10 protein-coding genes and 1 CRISPR repeat array (1 of these 11 only partly in view) are annotated in these 18,620 nt (G+C 64.9%); of the genes, 6 read left to right on the top strand and 4 right to left on the bottom strand.

What is annotated here, in order from left to right:
• Window positions 1–2,594: a CRISPR direct-repeat array (repeat unit 30 nt; unit sequence GCTTCAATCCCACAAGGGTTCGTCTGAAAC) (it extends 16 nt beyond the left edge of the window).
• 158 nt (window positions 2,595–2,752) lie between these two features.
• Window positions 2,753–4,594 carry an asparagine synthase-related protein gene (locus HVO_RS02750; protein ID WP_004043124.1) on the bottom strand — a complete coding sequence of 614 codons (1,842 nt, stop codon included), beginning with the start codon at window positions 4,592–4,594 and terminating at the stop codon, window positions 2,753–2,755.
• A gap of 305 nt (window positions 4,595–4,899) precedes the next feature.
• Here HVO_RS02750 and HVO_RS02745 point away from each other — a divergent pair, with 305 nt between their 5' ends.
• From HVO_RS02745 to HVO_RS02735, 3 genes are all read left to right on the top strand, one after another.
• On the top strand, window positions 4,900–6,702 hold the full coding sequence (locus HVO_RS02745) for a hypothetical protein (protein ID WP_004043122.1): 1,803 nt from the start codon (window positions 4,900–4,902) through the stop codon (window positions 6,700–6,702).
• 319 nt (window positions 6,703–7,021) lie between these two features.
• A complete protein-coding gene (locus HVO_RS02740; RefSeq protein WP_004043121.1) occupies window positions 7,022–8,542 on the top strand; it encodes a lipopolysaccharide biosynthesis protein in 1,521 nt (506 codons plus the stop codon).
• 454 nt (window positions 8,543–8,996) lie between these two features.
• Window positions 8,997–11,720: a hypothetical protein gene (locus tag HVO_RS02735; protein WP_013035083.1), complete on the top strand. Its 2,724-nt coding sequence runs from the start codon at window positions 8,997–8,999 to the stop codon at window positions 11,718–11,720.
• 192 nt (window positions 11,721–11,912) lie between these two features.
• On the opposite strand, the gene HVO_RS02730 is transcribed toward HVO_RS02735, so the two are convergent.
• The 3 genes from HVO_RS02730 to HVO_RS02720 all read right to left on the bottom strand — a co-directional run bounded on the left by HVO_RS02730 (window position 11,913) and on the right by HVO_RS02720 (window position 15,769).
• Window positions 11,913–12,962 (bottom strand): DUF1616 domain-containing protein, encoded by a 1,050-nt coding sequence (locus HVO_RS02730; protein WP_049914838.1) that lies wholly within the window; start codon window positions 12,960–12,962, stop codon window positions 11,913–11,915.
• A gap of 73 nt (window positions 12,963–13,035) precedes the next feature.
• Window positions 13,036–14,175 carry a glycosyltransferase family 2 protein gene (locus HVO_RS02725; protein ID WP_013035111.1) on the bottom strand — a complete coding sequence of 380 codons (1,140 nt, stop codon included), beginning with the start codon at window positions 14,173–14,175 and terminating at the stop codon, window positions 13,036–13,038.
• Between the two features lie 337 nt (window positions 14,176–14,512).
• Window positions 14,513–15,769: a polysaccharide deacetylase family protein gene (locus tag HVO_RS02720; RefSeq protein WP_004043116.1), complete on the bottom strand. Its 1,257-nt coding sequence runs from the start codon at window positions 15,767–15,769 to the stop codon at window positions 14,513–14,515.
• Window positions 15,770–16,162: 393 nt separating this feature from the next.
• Here HVO_RS02720 and HVO_RS02715 point away from each other — a divergent pair, with 393 nt between their 5' ends.
• The 3 genes from HVO_RS02715 to HVO_RS02705 all read left to right on the top strand — a co-directional run bounded on the left by HVO_RS02715 (window position 16,163) and on the right by HVO_RS02705 (window position 18,454).
• Window positions 16,163–17,596, top strand: a complete 1,434-nt coding sequence (locus HVO_RS02715; RefSeq protein WP_013035192.1) for a twin-arginine translocation signal domain-containing protein — start codon at window positions 16,163–16,165, stop codon at window positions 17,594–17,596.
• Between the two features lie 148 nt (window positions 17,597–17,744).
• Window positions 17,745–18,020: a hypothetical protein gene (locus tag HVO_RS02710; protein WP_004043114.1), complete on the top strand. Its 276-nt coding sequence runs from the start codon at window positions 17,745–17,747 to the stop codon at window positions 18,018–18,020.
• Window positions 18,017–18,454, top strand: a complete 438-nt coding sequence (locus HVO_RS02705; protein ID WP_004043113.1) for a type II toxin-antitoxin system VapC family toxin — start codon at window positions 18,017–18,019, stop codon at window positions 18,452–18,454. Before HVO_RS02710 ends, HVO_RS02705 begins: the two co-directional genes overlap by 4 nt.
• The last annotated feature ends 166 nt before the right edge of the window (window positions 18,455–18,620 follow it).

The raw sequence follows: 18,620 nt of genomic DNA, 5'->3' as shown, positions 1-18,620 counted from the left end.
GGTTCGTCTGAAACCATCGCCTTGAGCGCGATGATGTCGATCCCGCGAGCGACGCTTCAATCCCACAAGGGTTCGTCTGAAACACGAGCTTCGAGCGCGAAGTAATCGTCGTCGAGCCGGCTTCAATCCCACAAGGGTTCGTCTGAAACGTGATACCGCTCTCTGCGCCGTCGTCTGCGGCTTCGAGCTTCAATCCCACAAGGGTTCGTCTGAAACAACGTCGAAGTGTCCGTTTCCGACCTCGTAGAAAAGCTTCAATCCCACAAGGGTTCGTCTGAAACGGAGTTCGAGGACTTCATCGACGGCTTCGCAGAGTGGCTTCAATCCCACAAGGGTTCGTCTGAAACCCTACCGGACGTGACGATTGACGCCGATTTCGCGGTGCTTCAATCCCACAAGGGTTCGTCTGAAACCGATGTCGGGATGTCGAGCAGTCGGACGCGGAGAGTGCTTCAATCCCACAAGGGTTCGTCTGAAACGGGAGCGTTGCCGCCGAGACAGTTACATCGTCGGTGCTTCAATCCCACAAGGGTTCGTCTGAAACCCGAAAAGCGGTCTTCGAGCTCCTGCCGAGCCCGCCGCTTCAATCCCACAAGGGTTCGTCTGAAACAAACGAGCGAACCGAAAACTAACACGTGCGACGAGTGCTTCAATCCCACAAGGGTTCGTCTGAAACAAGTAGGGGGTTTTAAGGGATATCGCATACACTCCCGCTTCAATCCCACAAGGGTTCGTCTGAAACCGGAGCTATTAGCAACGTGGTTTTTGGCAATTGTAATAGCTTCAATCCCACAAGGGTTCGTCTGAAACCTGCCATAGCGGAGTCACCGCCCCACTCAATCGTCTCGCTTCAATCCCACAAGGGTTCGTCTGAAACGAGGTCCTGCATCTCCGCGACGTTGCCCCCGCCCTCGCTTCAATCCCACAAGGGTTCGTCTGAAACCGGTGGTGACGTCTCATCAAACGAGCTGCACGCGCAGCTTCAATCCCACAAGGGTTCGTCTGAAACGGACGACGACGCGTGCCCTGAGTGCGGGGCGGACTAGCTTCAATCCCACAAGGGTTCGTCTGAAACTCGCCTTGAGCGCGATGATGTCGATCCCGCGAGCGACGCTTCAATCCCACAAGGGTTCGTCTGAAACAACTATGAATCAACTCCCGAAGCGTCCGGCAAAATGCTTCAATCCCACAAGGGTTCGTCTGAAACTCGTGGTCCTCGTTGTCACCGGCCCACGGGTGATAGCTTCAATCCCACAAGGGTTCGTCTGAAACAAGAGCAGCCGAACGTCAACCGGACCACGCGGATCATGCTTCAATCCCACAAGGGTTCGTCTGAAACCTGTATCGGAGCGCATCAGGTCGTAGTCGCTGAAGCTTCAATCCCACAAGGGTTCGTCTGAAACCTTCCTCCTGGTCTTCCAGAAGCCCGATCGTCTCGTCGCTTCAATCCCACAAGGGTTCGTCTGAAACTCCCGGTCGGCTTGGCGTGACGTTCATCCACAATCTGCTTCAATCCCACAAGGGTTCGTCTGAAACAGTGTCCAAATTACTAACGCAGGGTCTGTTGCCGAGAGCTTCAATCCCACAAGGGTTCGTCTGAAACTCTCGCCTTCGGAGATCTCGACGGGCTCTGTCGCGCGCTTCAATCCCACAAGGGTTCGTCTGAAACTGGACGTGACGATCTACGACGAGAACGGAACCGTCGCTTCAATCCCACAAGGGTTCGTCTGAAACAGGATGAATCGGCTTTACCGCCCGCCGCGGAGGCCGCTTCAATCCCACAAGGGTTCGTCTGAAACGAGAGACAAACGAGTTGAAAGACATCGAACAGCGTCAGCTTCAATCCCACAAGGGTTCGTCTGAAACAAGCTTGACAGGAATTCTCTGGCGACATTTGGACACCGCTTCAATCCCACAAGGGTTCGTCTGAAACAACAGTCGCCGATTCTGAAAAATATCGCAATCGGCGCTTCAATCCCACAAGGGTTCGTCTGAAACAAGTCGTTCACATTCACAACGCCGGGACCGCAGACTGCTTCAATCCCACAAGGGTTCGTCTGAAACCGCGGGCCTGCCTACCAGAAGCGTTTGACCTTCACGCTTCAATCCCACAAGGGTTCGTCTGAAACATTCCACGGAAGCCGCGCTCGGCTCCTTCGAGAATCAGCTTCAATCCCACAAGGGTTCGTCTGAAACCCCGGTCGCGTTCGTGCTCGGGGCCTACGCGTGCGCGCTTCAATCCCACAAGGGTTCGTCTGAAACCTCATGCAGTAGGCGCACGCAGCGCAGACGTGTCCTGCTTCAATCCCACAAGGGTTCGTCTGAAACCCGTGATGTTCTGCGCGGTTTCGTTCGGCCCGGTCGCGCTTCAATCCCACAAGGGTTCGTCTGAAACCGGTTCCCGAATTGGACCCCGGCTTCGTCGAGGACGCTTCAATCCCACAAGGGTTCGTCTGAAACGGTTGCGTGTAACCGTCTTCTTTGATGGACTTGTGCAGCTTCAATCCCACAAGGGTTCGTCTGAAACCAAAGTGTTCCGGGAGGTCGCCGGTCGAGATGCCTGCGCTTCAATCCCACAAGGGTTCGTCTGAAACCCGTCCGAATTCACGGGGGTAGACGGCTGTACATAGCGAACTCACATCAACGTTTCCGTCGACCCTCAATTCCCCCGTACCCCCCGAGGGTCGACGGAAACGAATCTCCTCTCCTCACGACCAGCGGTGCGAAAAATCAACCGAGAGTCCCACCGGCCTCAGTCGGCCGGTTGTGGTGCGTCTTCGGCTTCCGCCACACTCGCGGTTCCGCGTTCGCCTTCGCGGTCGATGTATTTGCGGACCCAGAGCTCGCCGGTGATGATGCCGGAGATGGCGCTCATGTGTTCGGCTTCGCCCGTGCGCTCCTCGCGCTGGAGGCGGCGAATCTCGTCGGCGTCGAAGTACGGGCGTTCGCACGCGGAGTCGAGCAGGTCGTCGATGCGCTCGCGGAGCGCGCGGTTCGTCCGGTACCAGTCGCCGATAGTGGAGCGGCCGCCGTAGGTGTGGACGTCGCCGACGAGGCGCTCGCGGATGCGGTCGACGGAGGTGCCGACGACGAAGCCGGCGGCGTGTTGCCACATCGGGCGCGCCGGCGGCACTTTCGTCCGTTCGTAGGGGATGGCCGCGAGTCGGCTGTCGAGGCGGCGGACCAGTTCGACCTTCGGGTAGGCCGTTCCGGCGGGAATCTTCCCGTTGGTGAGTGGAATCGAGCCGACGCGGTGCGACAGCGGCATCCGCGTCACGGCCCGGAGAAACCCGGTGTCGCTGAACGGGACCCGGGTGCCGGCCTGGCTCTCGGCGATGGGGTTGCTGGCGAAGTCGCACCGCGGGAAGTAGTTGCGGTAGTAGCAGTCCATCGCGGTGCTGAAGAGGTCCGGCTGGTCGCTCTTGCGAACCTCCTCGCGGTAGGTCGTCATCGGGTCGAACTCCGTCCGTAGGAGCCGGCGGGCGTCGTCCACGTCGATGCGGTGTTTCGCGCGGTAGAGCGCCGCCTCGGGTGACTTGCTCCCCTCGACGGCGGCCCGGCCGATGCCGTCACCCATCATCCCGCCCTGTCCGCAGCCCTCGATGAGCACGTCGGGCATGTCCTCGATGTTGAACACGTTCGCGAGGTTGACGAACGTGGAGAGACCGACCATCCCGCTGGTCAGTTGGACCGATTTGTCGAGCGAGTCGACGAGGGCGTCGGACTCGACCGGCACGCGCCGGTTTTCGAGGCCGAGCACCGCAGAAACCTTCGCGGCGAGTTCGAGATTGCTCCCGTTCGCGGGGTTCGAGTCGTAGGTGTAGGTCGTGAGGTCGTGGTAGCGGCTGAGCTCCCCGGCCATCGAGCGACTGTCGAGGCCGCCGGAGAGCCACAGGCCGATATCGCCGTCTATCGTGTCGGCCATGTCGGCGATGACCTCGCGGTAGGCCTCGGTGAGGTCGTCGAGGTAGGAGTCGTCGGGGCTCTGTTCGAACGTGTGGTGCCAGTAGGAGTCGAGCTCGGGCCCCGCGTCGGCCCGGTAGTCGAGGACGGTCCCCGAGGGGAGGAACTTCACGCCCTGCACGAGCGTCTTGTCGCCCCAGACGTGCCCAATCATGAGGAGGTCGCTGATGGCGCGTTCGTCGACCTGCGGGTCGTCGAGGAGGGTCGTCAGCGCGCCGACTTCGGTCCCGAAGGCGAACGGCTCGCCCGCGACGTAGAAACACTGTCGCGTCCCGAGTTTGTCGCTGGCGAGCACGACGCGCTCCGCGTCGCCGTCGACGGCGACGACGAGGAACGAGCCGTCGAGTTCGGGCAGCAGGGCGTGTGGGTCCTCGAACAGTCGGGCGAACAGCCCGTCTACGTCGAGTTCGAGTTCGTCGAGGTTCGTCACCGCGCCGTATATCGCTCCCACGCGCGGGCCGTCTTCCCAGACGGTACAGCCCTCGGGGTCTCTCGCGCCGTGGTGGAGCACCGAGACGCCGAAGCGGCCGGTCGACCGCGCCGCCGACTCGTACCAGTCTTCGTGGTGGAGTTCGGCCGCGCAGGCGTCGAGCGTCGCCGCGTCGAGCGCGCCGCCGACGAAGCCAGTCATCGACGGCCCTCGCGTTCGGTTCGCTCGGCGGTCTGCGGCGTGACTGCTGTGAGTGACATCGTTGCCCGATATCCGCGTGCGTCGGGTTTTGTTATCACGCACCTATACGGCCGCGTGGCGGTGTCGAACGCCGGCGAACCGAACGGTAGCCCGGCTTCATCGGGCCTCTGTGCCGGCCGGACCCTCGGCGTTCGCTCGTTCGACGCGCGACGCCCGAAGAAAAACACCGGGAAGAACGCCTATAACGCCGCTTGAGTCGATTACACGCTCAATAACAAACTACGCGACTCGCGTTCTCTCACGGGATGACGCAACGTGATTCGCGGCTCACGAGAACGCTCCTCCTCGTCGGATTTCTCGCGATAGCCGTCGGTATCCTCGTCGCTCGCGCGTCGCCGGCGCGCGCGTACGAAGTTTCAATCTACCAGTCGACGCCGGCGGCGTTCTGGGTCGGCGTGGCGGTGGCGGTGTTGACCGCGCTGGTCGTCGTCGTTCGCGCCCCGAACAGTCGGTTCGCTGCCGGTGGGGTGGCGCTGGCGGCGCTCGCGATAGCCGCGGTCTCCGCCCTCCCGCTCGTCCGAGCGTACCACTTCTACGGGTTCAACGACTCGCTGACGCACCTCGGCTGGGCGAAGTCGCTCGTCTCCGAGACGCTGACGCCGCTGGATATCGTCTACCCGAGCGGCCACGTCTCGGCGGGGATGGTCAGCGCCGCCCTCGGCGTCGAACTCACTACCGCGATGATGCTGGTGGTGTTTTTCGTCTCGGCCGTCTACCTCGTGTTCGTCCCGCTTCTGGTCTCGCTCGTCGTCCCCGACCGCCGGGCGGTCCTCGTCGCCGTGTTCTCGGCGCTGTTGTTCCTGCCGGTGAACCTCAACGGCTTCAAGCTCGTGTTCTTCCCGTACTCGATGGCGTCGTTCCTCGGCTTGGTGCTTCTGTACCTCTTCTTCAAACACCAGTTCTCCGGGACCGACGCCGTCGAGAGCCGGTGGCGCGGCCACGTCACGCCCGTCTCCGTCCTGTTCGCGGTCGGGACGGTCGCGCTGGTGTCGTACCATCTGCAAGTCGCCGTCAACTATCTCGTGTTGTTCGCCGTCGCCGCGGGCATCCAGCTCGTCCAGCGCTGGCGGACCCCGGACGCCGTCGCTGAACAGCGTCCGGTGTACGGCCTGACGCTCGTCTTCGCCGCGGCGTTCGTCTACTGGCTGACGCAGTACACGGTCGGCTTTTCGACCGGCGGCCTGTTCGTCGAAGGGGTGCTCGGCATCCTCTCGGGAAGTTCCGAGGCCGGGACGGCCATCTCCCAGCGCACCGGCTCCGTCACCGCCGTCGGCGGCGGTATCTTCGACGTGTTCGTGAAGCTGTTCCTCGTGAACGCGGTGTACGCCCTGATGACTCTCGGTGTCTTCCTCGGCGTCCTGTTCGGGCGGTTCTCGCGGCTGTCGGCTCAGGGCCGGTCGGTCCTGCGGACGCTGACGTTCAGCCTCGTCGTGTTGGTGCCGTACTTCTTCGCGCACCTCCTCGGCGTCATCTCGGAGACGAACTTCTTCTTCCGACACGTCGGCTTCGCGATGATTCTCGCGACCGTCGTCGGGAGCGTCGGGCTGTTCTACGCCTTCGAGTGGCTCTCGGGGACGGAGTACTGGTCGAAGTACGGGGCGGCGGTCAGGACGGGCGCGCCCGTCGCGTCGGCGCTCGTCATCGGGCTCACGCTCATGGTGATGTTCCCGTCGCCGTACATCTACCTGCCGTCGAACCACGTCCCCGCCCAGCAGATGGGGGCGTACGACACCGCCTTCGGGATGTCGGACGAGGACGTTCGGTACGTGGGCATCCGCGGGAACCCCGACCGCTTCGTCGATGCGCTCCCCGACAGCCCCACGCCGGCGCTCGGCTTCACGACGCCGGACGAGGCGCTCATCGACCTGCCGAGTTACTACGACGGCCCGCGGTATCTGATGGTCTCGAAGACCGACCACGACCGCGAGGTAATCGCCTACCGCGAGCTCCGCTACTCCGAGGCGAACCTCACGGCGGTCCGGGACCAACCGAACGTGAACCGCGTCATGTCGAACGGCGCGGCCGACCTCTACTACGTGTCCGGGTAGGGGCGTCGGGGCACGGGGTTCGATTTTCACGCCGACATTAGAACCGCTACCGCCGGTGCCGCCGCTGTTCCTTTCCGACCGTCGGCCTGCAGGCCGACGGTCGCTGACCCGCCGCACGGGTTCGGACACCACGGCGCTCGGCAGGTCGCTCCGCCTCGTCAAACAGCGCCTAATTCCCGCGGCCGCGGGAGCCCCGGCCCCCGCGGAGTCCAGTAGCGAGTCAATAATTAATCGCCTCGTGAGCCGATGTGTAGCCGAGTGTTACCGTTCGTGAATACGCCGGGTCGTCGTCGAAGCGGCGGCCCGAGAGGTGCCTTCGATGAGAGATAGGATACGCTCGGTCGTCCGGACGATTCGCCGCCGGTTCGTCCCCGGCGACGACGACGGCGACCTCGCAGAGCGGACGGTGAAAAGCGGGATGTGGGTGTCGGCGATGAACGTCCTCGACCGGGTGCTGAAGGTCGTGATGTTCATCGTCCTCGCGCGACTGCTCGGCCCCGAGGCCATCGGGCTGATGGGCATCGCGCTGCTCACCATCTCGGCGCTTCTGAGCCTGACGAACCTCGGCATCGACGCCGCGCTCATCCAGCGTGTCGATGACGACGTGGACGACTACCTGAACACGACGTTCACGCTCGAACTCCTCCGCGGCCTGCTGATGAGTTCGATTCTCTACCTCGCCGCGCCGTCGCTCGCCTCGCTGTTCGGCGAACCCGCGGCGCGGGACCTCATCCGCGCCATCGCGCTGGTCCCGATTTTCCTCGCGCTGCGGAACCCCGCGATGGTCTACTTCAAGAAGGACCTCGCGTTTCACAAGGAGTTCGCCTACCGGGTCAGCGGCACGACCGCCTACGTCGTGGTCGCGCTCGGCTACGCCGCGGTCAGCCCGACGGTCTGGGCGCTCATCTTCGGCTACCTCGCGGACGCGGGCGTCCGGTCGGTCGCGACCTACTTCCTGCACCCCTACCGCCCGCGTCCCGCGCTGAACCGCGCGTACGCCGCCGAGCTCATCGGCTACGGGAAGTGGGTCACGGGGTCGTCCATCGTCGAGTTCCTCTACGGGCAGGGCGACGACGCGGTCGTCGGCTGGCTCCTGACCGCGACCTCGCTCGGTTACTACCAGCTCGCCTACCGCATCTCCAACGCGCCAGCGACCGAAATCGCCGTCGTCGTCTCCAGCGTGATGTTCTCGACGTACTCGAAGCTCCAAGAGGACCAGCGCGCCCTCCGCGAGGCGTTCTTCAGCACCTTCCGACTCACGGCGTTCGTCGCCCTGCCGATGTCGGTCGGCATCTACCTCGTCGCGCCCGCCTTCGTCGGCGCGTTCCTCGGTGCGGACTGGCTGCCGATGGTGCTCGCCATGCAGATTCTCGTCGCCTACGGGCTCTTTCGGACGCTCTTCGCGACGTTCAACCCCGTCTGGCGCGCCGTCGGCCGCCCCGACGTACAGACCAAACTCGGCTTCCTCAGGGTCGCCCTGCTCGCCGTCGCCATCGTTCCCGCGACGAGCGCCTACGGCATCGAGGGGACCGCCCTCGCGGTCACGGGCATCCTCGCGTTCCCGATGGTCCCCCTCTACGCGCGCGAGATGAAACGCACCCTCGACACGACCTACCGGCGGTTCCTCCGGGAGCTTTCGTACCCCGTCGCGGCCAGCGGCGCGATGGCGATGGCGGTCCTCGCGGCGCAGAACCGCGTCGGGTCGCCGCTCGTCGAGTTCGCGCTCCTCGTCGCCATCGGTGTCGTCGCCTACGTCGTCAGCGCCGCGTCGCTCATGACGCTCTTCGACTGGCGGGTCAAACAGAACCTCCGGGAACTCGTCTCCGTGATGTCGAAGTGAGGGAGGCGTTCGGCCGATTTGACGCCCCGGCGAGTGGTCGATTCGACTGACTCTCATTGCTAGCTGAAGCTTCGACGTGAATCAAACCTATCAGAACACAGTCAGAAAATGTGGGTGCGGTGAAACGAACGCCCTCGCAAGGTTCGGTGGGAGCGTAATTACCAGTTCATAGATTGATTATCCGACGAGTAGAGACGTTTCACGGGCCAAAGCGGACTCGACACGGGCTACCGATTCGCCCCGTATTGTCCCGATTAAGCGGTTGTTTCACGGGCTCAAATCGCCGCGATATTAGTATTTAGTTGATGCTTATCTGGGAGAATATAAGGTGTGTCTTTGATATACAACTGGTAACTAACTGGCCTCCATCCGAAGCAATCCCGCAAGTAATCGTAGCCAATCAGATTATACCCTGCAATAATGATTATCACCTTAACGAGGGCTTTCCTGAGATATGGTACGACTAACCGATGGAGACGACGACGAATCCGCCGCGGATTCGGACTCCATCCTCGAATCGCAACTCAACAGGCGGAACTACCTCAAACTCGGTGCGATGGCCGCATCGACTGCCCTCTCTGCCGGCGTCGCGTCGGCTGCGTCTGGACCAGAGGAGCGCTTCGGTATCCAATGGGACCGCGTCGTCAACGCGGTGGACGACCTTGGAATGGACCCCAACGGAAACGAACCGATAGACGACCAACTCGATTCCGCGTACGAGAGCGGGACGCTCATCGAATTCCCTCCGGGTGAGTATCTCGCCACCGAGACGCAGTACTGGAACGACGACGTCTCCCGCTTCGGGATGGTCGGCACCGGAAGCTCCCACAAGGACGTGCAGTTCGTCTTCCCGTCGGGCAACAACGGCGAGAAGTACCGGTTCCTCGAAATCACGAGCGGGGACCACCACGTCCTGAAGAACTTCTCCATCCAGCAGACCGACGACTCCACCACCACGGCGGACATCTGGATGATAAATGACGACGGCGCGCTCATCGAGGACGTCGAGTGGCTCGGCCGCACCCCCACCGACAACGACGCTCGCCGTCAGCTCCTCGCGTACGACTGTTCCTCCGTCGACGGCGTCAACGTCGCCCGCCGCGTCTACATGCGCGAGGGAGCCGAGCTTCCGGGCTACCCCGACGGCGTCGCGGGCATCCGCGTGCAGGGCGGCTCTGTCGGCGAAATTCGCCTCGTGGACTGCCACATCGAACAGCGCGGGTCGTCGTCGTTCCGCGCGACCCACACCCGCGGCGTCCTCCGCGTCGAGGGCGGCCTGTTCAAGAACAACGACAACACCAACATGCGCATCTCCGCGGGCGACCACCCCGAAAAGACCTCGTGGATCAAGGGCGCGACCGTCATCATGGACGCGGACAACCTCAACGAGCACGCCCACGACGGCGACAGCCTCGACAGCCCCGAGGGGCTCCGCATCGACTCCACCGGCAACGGGTACGCGGGCGTTCTCATCGAGGACTGCGACTTCATCTTCAAGTCCTGCCCCACCTCGCGCGGCATCGTCTCGTCTCCGACGTGGGCCGGCCACGGCGGCTTCACCCTGCGCAACTGCCGCATCCAGAACGACACGTCGGTCCAGACGATTCACGCCGACTCCGTCGACACCGACACCGCGGACAAGCCGTGGGGCGTGACCCTCGAGAACGTCTCCATCACGGGGAGTACGCGGTCCCAGCCCGCCGGCGCGGCGGTCTGCATCGACAACGACCGCAACGGCTCGACCGTCCAGAACAGCTGTATCCACTTCCCGAACGGCGACGTGGACGGCGTCCTCGTCAACGACGCCACGAACTGCGAGATTCTGGACTCGAACATCAACGTCTCCGGGCAGGCGACGGTGTTCAGCGGGGCCGACGTGGACACGAGCAACATCACGAGCAGCGACTCCTGTCCGCTCCCGAGCGCCGACGGGAGCACCGGCGGCGACTCGTCGACGACGGACGACAGCACGACGGACGACTCCACGGCCGAGCCCCTCCCGAACGAGATTCGACTCGTCGGCACGGGCACGACGACCCAGTACGAGTTCACGGTGACGGACTCGCTCCAGGCGTCGGGCGACACCATCGAGGAGTGGGACGACATCGAAAGCGGCACCGCGACCGGCTGGATTACGACCGACGGCGTCGAGGACGCCTACACGTTCTCCGGCGACATCGACTCGTTTTCGTTCCTCGAAGGCGAGTCCGAGATTCACGTCAACGGCGAGCAGGTGTCCGAGAGTACCGTCACGGGCGCGACGACCGACGACTCCACCGATTCGAACACGGACGGGTCGACGGATTCGACCGACGACTCGACGACCGACTCGACCGACCTCTCGCACGAACTGCGCCTCGTCGGTACGGGCACGCCGACCCAGTACGAGTTCACCGTCAGCGACGCGCTCGAAGCCTCGGGCGACACTATCGAGACGTGGGACACCATCGACGGTACCTCCGCCAGCGGGTGGATTACGACCGCGGGCGTCGAGGACACGTTCAACTTCGCTGGAAGCGTCACCGCCTTCGGCTTCGTCGAGGGCGAGGCCGAGATTCACGTCGACGGCGAGCAGGTAACCGAGAGTACCGTCACGGACGCCGTGACGGACTCGGGCACTGACGGTTCGACCGACTCGGGCACGGACGGGTCGACGGATTCGACCGACGACACCACCGACAGTCAGAACGAACTGCGCCTCGTCGGCACCGGTGCCGAGACGCAGTACGAGGTCACCGTCAGCGGTACGCTCGAAGCCTCGGGCGACACCATCGAACAGTGGGACGACGTGTCCGAAAGCTCCGCGACGGGCTGGGTGACCACCGAGGGCGTCGAGGACGTGTACGCCTTCACGGGCACGATTACGTCGCTGTCGTTCCTCGAAGGCGAGGCCGAGGTCTACGTCAACGGCACGCGGGTCGACCCCGCCGTGTTCTCCCTGCCGAACACCCTCGTCGTCGAGGGCGACGGCACGGAGACGACGTACGACTTCATGGTCTCCGGCGACATCCTGAACGACCCGCTCGTCGGGCCGACGGAGAGCGACGACAGCCTCACCAACGGCAAGGCGAAGGGGTCGGTCACGGACGGTATCGACGCCTTCCGGTTCTCGGGCGACATCACGAAGATGAACCTGGCCGGCGACGCGGCGCTGACGTTCGAAGACAACGACGGCTGAGGCGACGCAGGAAAACGACACGACGGCACAGCACGGACACAGAAACTACGCGCGGCGCGCCGCTCGCGCGGTGACGCCGCAGACGACAGAGGCACCCACGTTCGCATTCCGACGCGGTTTTTTCGATGCTCTACTCGACGACCGAGCGACCGCCAGCTTCGCCGGGGCCGACGCGCCGCGGGCGAGCTCGCGTTACGCGTCGTCGCCCGCGTCGTCCGCGCCGCCGGCGGTCGGTTCTTCGGTCACGGTGACCCAGACGTACGCCGAGCGGTACGCCGTCTCGGTGCTCGGCTCCGCCGGCGCGTCGCCCTCGTACAGGAAGTAGGTGAGCCGGAGGTCCTCGCCGGTCAGCGCCGGGGCGAAGTTGTGGCGGGTCCGCCACGTCTCGCCGTCTTCGACGGTCTCCGTCCGCGACCCGAGGACTTGCCGCTCGACGACCGTCACCTCGCCGTTCGCTCGCTCGACTCGCTGGAGCTCGGCCACGAGCGTGTAGCTCGTCGCCTCGCCCTCGACGTTCTCGACGGAGACGAACAGGGAGGTCTGCTCGCCGACCGTCAGCGCTTCGGGGTAGTCGGCGGCGACGAACTCGCCCCCGGCGTCCTGCGTGAGAAGCGACAGGCTCGAATACGACTCGCCCGTCCCCGGCGCGACGAGCGCGTAGCCCAGACTCGCGCCGGCCACGATGACCGCGAAAGCGAGCGCGACGTTCAGAAACGAGTCCACCCGCGAGGGCTGGTCGAACGACCGAACCACGTCGGCGTACCAGCGGCGAATCGGAACGCGGAACCGCTCTGCTTCGGGGAGTCGCTGCCGCCGGGCTTCACCGACCGCGAGGCCGACGACGATGACCGCCGCCAGAGCGAGGAGGACGGGCGCGGTGTCCAACCCGACGCCGGTCCAGAGGAGCGTCAGCCCGACGACCGGCAGCAGCGCGACGCTCATTCCGAAGGCGAGCGCGAGGCGCTCCGTGAGGCTGAGGTTGGGCTGCCACTCGAACCGACCGAACGACGGTCCCTCGGTGGGCGCGTCCGACGACCCGGCGGGGAACAGCGCGAGCAACAGCGCGTATCCGGGGAGAAACAGCAGTACGGGGAGCCCGACGAGGGCTTGGACGGTCGGAACGACGCCGAGCGCCGCGACGAGGCTACTCGCAACGACGATGACCAGCGCGAAGGGCACGTCCAGCGAGAGTTCGCCGAGCGCCCGGTTTAACCGTCCTTTGCTGTGTGATGTGGACCCCATTACTGGATAGATGACGCGACTAGGCTGTTATTATTGAGCGCCTCACGCCCCCGATTTCGGCGGTACGAGGTGACTAACCCCCGATTACCTCGCGGTCTGCGACACCGTCGGTCTCGCTCTCGCTCTCGCTGTCTCCCCGTCGGTCGCTCTCGTCGTCGCCGCCGACGCGAGACGACTGCGAGTCGCTCGGCTCGTCCCGCTCGAACGACGCGGACGGTGCCGCCGCGATTCGAAGCGGTTCGTTCGCGCGGCTGTCGAGGAGCATCGCGGCGCCCAGGGACGCAACCCCCCCGATGACCCCGGCGAGGGTCGCTCGCCCCGCACCGTCGCGGTCCTTCGACGCGACGCCGCCGACCAGTCGGAGCACGCCGGCGAGGACGCCCACGACGCCGAGCGCGTAGAGGACCGCCACCGGGTGAACGCCGCCGTCGAGGTACCGAACCCGGAGCCGCCAGAGGAAGTCTCTGAGCAGGAGGCACGACAGTCCGGGGACGAACGTCGAGTACCTGATGCCGCTTTCCTCGTCGCCGTAGCGGGCGCGCATCGGCACGGTCGCGACGCGTTTTCCCGCGACGTTCAGGTTCACGAGCAGGTCGTTCAGGAAGCCGTACTGGTCGTACAGCCGGTCGAACTCCAACTCCGAGAGCGCGTCCGCCGAGACGGCCGTGTAGCCGTTCTGCGGGTCGCGGATGTGCCAGTAGCCGCTGGCGATGCGGGTCAGCCCGGACAACAGGAGGTTGCCGAACAGCCGCCACGGGGGCATCCCCCGGCGGCTGTCCCGAGCCGCGAGCCGGTCACCGACGGCGTAGTCGGCGTCCCCGTCGACGACGGGGTCGATGATGGCGGGCATGATGTCCGGGTCCATCTGGCCGTCGCCGTCCATCACGACGATAACGTCCATGCCGTCGGCGAGCGCGCGCTCGTAGCCGGTCTTGACGGCCGCGCCGCGCCCGCGGTTGACCGCGTGTCGAATCGGGACGACGCGCCGGTCGAGAGGCGCGCCGCCGTCGGCCGCGGCGACGACGGGCGCGGCCTCCCGTTCGTTCGCGCGCGCGGCGTGCCGCCGAATCACCTCCCACGTCCCGTCGGTCGAGCGGTCGTCGACGACGTAGGCGCGGTCGACGAACGCGGGGAGCGTGTCGATGACGCCGCCGACGAACCGCGCCTCGTCGTACGCGGGGACGACGACGCCCACGGCGTTACCGCGATACATCGTCCCTCGCGTGGGTCCGCTGTGGTGAACGCCGCGCGGCCGCCGGCCCACCGCGTCGGGGGCGTCGTCCCCGCGGCGACGAATCGAGCTGGAGAGTGCGTAGGAACATCGATACTTCGACCCGCAGATTGGGCGGTTCGGGTCTTTGTTAGTCGTCAGCAACACGTACGTAAACGCGAATTTCAGGCGTTTCAGACGGTTTGTGCGGGTGTCTAACGTTCTTCGAAACGTGACTGACTACCTTCGAATCAAGTTATTCGAGACTGTCATGAAAATCGGTATGTCGCCCGCAGGGCCGGCGTGCCGGGCGGGGTTCCGTTCCGAGCGAGTCGCCGCGTCAGACGGCGTCTCGGACCGACTCCCAGTAGCTCGACGCCGTGATCACGTCCAGCCCGAGTTCGTCCACGTAGTCCATCGTCTCGGCGAACGCCGCCGGGCTGACGGAGCGCCCCTTCCCGGTCACGTCGTGGTACATGAGCACCGCGAGTTGGTCGTACTGGGCGGCGAAATCGAGCGCCTGCTTCGCCTTCTTCACGTCGTCGCCGTCGGTCCGGCCGACGATTTGCGGGTCGGATATCGCGCCGGTCGGCCCGCCGACCGTCACGAAACCGAGGTAGTGGTAGTCGCTCGCGGCGTCGAGCGCCGACTCGTCGTACCGGCCGTACGGCCAGATGATGAAGTCGGCCCCGCGCTCGAACCCGTTTTCGACGAGCCACGCCTTCGACTCCCTGATGCTCGCGCGCTGGTCGACCGGCGAGAGGTCGCGGAACGAGTCCGACCGCTGGGGGTGGCTCACCATGTCCCAACCGGCGTCGACCATCTCGTCCATCCCGTCCCGGGGGATGCGGTGGCTCGACCCCACGGTCCACGGGATGACGCCGACGACGCCGGGAAAGCCGTGGGACTCCAGTATCGGGTACGCCGTGTCGTACTGGCTCCGGGTGTTGTCGTCGAACGTAATCATCACCTTACCCGCGTCGGCCCGGGGTTTGGCCCGGAGCGAGTCGACGTAGAACCGCGCCGCCGTGCCGCCGCCGGTGTACAGTTGGATGCTTATCTCGGTGACGTTCGTCAGGTCCGGCGACCCGGTGACGCGCCGCGGCCCGAGGTCGAGGCGCTGCCAGCCCGCCCGCCAGATGTGCCGGCCGAGAAGCAGCGTGTTGTCGTAGTCGGGCGCGGCGAGGCGAACCGTGATGCCCTCGGTGTCGGGCGTTTCGAGGTTGACCGCCAGCGAGAGGTCCGCCCCGGAGAGGTCGATACCGCCGTCGAACGTCCGGTAAATCCACACCCGTTCGTCGGCCGGCGTCGCTTCGAGCCGGAGCGACTGAGACCCGCAGTAGACGACGTCCTCCTCGACGGCGAACCGCCCCGCGAACGTCTCCCACCGGCGCTCGTCCTCGAAGTCGTCGACGAGCCATCCGGCGTCTCTGAACCGCTCGCGGCTGTTGAACGCGACCGCAGGCGGGTCTCCCGGCGCGTCGACGCTCGGGTCGTCGTAGCTGAAGCGTGGGGTCGGAACTGGCGGCTCGCTGGTCGCGGTCGCCTCGGGCGTTCCGGCCGGTTCTCCACCCCTCGCGACACAGCCGCTGAGCACGGCGGCGCCCAGTCCGAGATATGAACGCCGTGACAGATTCATACGGATAACTGTCGCCACGAGTGGATAGTAATGCGACTCGTAATCTCGGTCGCACCGGACTGAACGCGTCGAACACTGCGGCGACGCCGGTTCTGTCCCGGGTTTTCGTACGTCTCCTTCACCGGATTCGCCGCCACCGACGAGCCTTGATTCCGCGCTCCTCGCGCCGTCAGCCGCGGTTACACACCGTTTACCAATCACCTTCCCCGTCCAACTGACGGGAAACATGTGCAACCGATGTTGGTCCCTCTCTCTCCCGCTTTCATCTCGCCCTTCGAGACGACTCGACGCCGCTGCACGGACGCCGGATAGTCGCCCGGAACGCCGCGAGCGCACGGAGGTTCTCCGCCGGTGAAGCGCAGAACCTATCTGCGGACGCTCGGCGCGGTCGGCGTCGGGGCCGCGCTCGCCGGCTGTAACACGCCGGACGAGGAGACGCCGACCGAGACGCCGAGGCCGACCGAGGAGACGCCCACGCCGGAGCCGGAACTCACCGTCTTCGACGCGGTCGACGACCTCGGGATGGACCCGACGGGGCAAGAGCCGGTCGACGACATCCTCGACGAGACGTACGGCGACGACACGGCCATCGAGTTCCCGCCGGGCGACTATCTCATCACCCGCGAGCACGACTGGGACCGCGGCGTCTCGAACTTCCGGCTCGTCGGCCTCGGCGACTCGCACAAGGACGTGCAGTTCGTCTTCCCGCCGGCGGACCCCGGCGAGCGGTTCCGGATGCTCCGCATCACCAGCGGGACGGACCACGTCCTGAAGAACTTCTCCATCCAGCAGACCGACGACGACACCACGAGTGCCGACATCTGGCTCGCCAACGACGACGGCGCGCTCATCGAGGACGTCGAGTGGCTCGGCCGCACTCCCACCGACAGCCACGCGCGCGACCAACTACTGCTGTTCGACTGCACCTCGGTCGAGGGCGTCAACGTCATCCGGCGCGTCTACATGCGCGAGGGCGCGGCGCTCCCCGGCTATCCGAACGGCGTCGCCGGGATTCGCATCACCGAGCGGTCGGTCGGTGAGGTCAGGATGATCGACTGCCACATCGAACAGCGCGGGTCGTCGTCGTTCCGCGCGACTCACACCCGCGGCGTCCTCCGCGTCGAGGGCGGCCTGTTCAAGAACAACGACAACACCAACATGCGCATCTCCGCGGGCGACCACCCCGAAAAGACCTCGTGGATTAAGGGCGCGACCGTCATCGTCGACGCCGACAACCTCAACGAACACGCTCGCGAGGGGGACCGACTCGACAGCCCCGAGGGGCTCCGCATCGACTCCACCGGCCACGGCTACACGGGCGTTCTCATCGAGGACTGCGACTTCGTCTACCGGTCGAGTCCGTCCTCGCCGGGCATCATCACCGTTCCGACCTACGGGAGCCACGGCGGTTTCACGATGCGTAACTGCCGCATCATCAACGACACCGGCGTCCAGACCATCTACGCGGGGCCGGTCGACACCGATATCGCGCGGGAGCCGTGGGGCGTGAACCTCGAAAACGTCACCATCTCGGGGGCGTGCGAGAGTCAGCCCTACGGCTCTGCGGTCGTCGTCGACGAGAACCGAAACGGCTCCCGCATCGTCGATAGCTGTATCTACCTGCCGAACGGCCGGGTCGGCGGCGTGCTCGTCAACCGCGCGTCCGGTTGCGCTATCGAGCACTCCAGCATCAACGTCAGCGGCCCGCCGACGCGGACCCGCGGCGTCGAACTCGCGCTCGACGACGTGACCTACACCGCGACCTGCGCGTTCCGCGACGAGTGAGCGTCGGGCGCTGAGAAGGCACTGTCTGCGTCCTCAGTTGTCGGCAGCCGGCCGTGGCTGGATACTGGCTATCGCATGTGGCCCGGCCCGTCCCACACTGGTCAGCACAGTAGCAAACCTTACCCAGTAGTATGTTCTACCGGCGAACATGGCCACGTCGGTGAAGATGGACGACGAGACGAAATCCCGTCTCGAACGGTTACAGGCCGAGATTCGGCTGAAAACCGGGACGCGAGTGACGCAGCAGGAGGTCTTGGCGCGGCTCGTCGAGAACGCCGTCGAGTCCAAGGCGGACCTCATCGACTCGTTCCGCGAGGAGCGCGTCCCGCTTTCGGCATCCGAGCGCGAGCGGTTCCACGACGGGATGGTTTCGTCCGGCGTCACGACGACGGAAGAAGACATCGACGACGTGCTGTACGGATGAGCGTCTTCGTCGATACCGGCGTGTTCTTCGCGCACCACGATACGGATGCCGACCGACACGACCAAGCCGTCAGCGCGTTCGACGACCTGTTCGACGGGGAGTTCGGACAGCCGTACACGAACGACTACGTTCTCGACGAGACGGTGACGCTCACGCGCGCCCGAACGGATTCGTTCGAGGCGGCGGACACCGTCGCCGGTCGCATTCTCGGTGAGGAGCCGTTCCCGAACGTGTTCCGGATGATTCACGTCGAACCGGACGACGTCCGGGCGTCGCTGGAGACGCTCCGTCGATACGAGGATCACGACCTCAGCTTCACCGATGCGACCATCGTCGCGCTGTGTGAGTCGCGTGGCATCGACGCCGTGTTGAGTTTCGACACGGATTTCGACGGACTCGTCGACCGCATCGAACCGGGTCACCGGTCGGTTTAACAGCGCCACGGCGAGCGCCGACAGAGCAACTCCGGCTCGGTTCCGCTGCAAACCGACAACTGTATCCAAACTAACATTTATCCGGACGCGCGACGCAGTTCGACCTATGGTTCGGCTCTGTCATCGGTACGGTCCCGGACGGCTCCCGTACGCCGGACGAAACGAC

This window comes from Haloferax volcanii DS2 (genome assembly GCF_000025685.1).
In the GTDB taxonomy this organism is placed as follows: Archaea; Halobacteriota; Halobacteria; order Halobacteriales; family Haloferacaceae; genus Haloferax; species Haloferax volcanii.
Note: the sequence above shows the minus strand (reverse complement) of the source record. Positions and strands in the feature narration are given on the sequence as shown.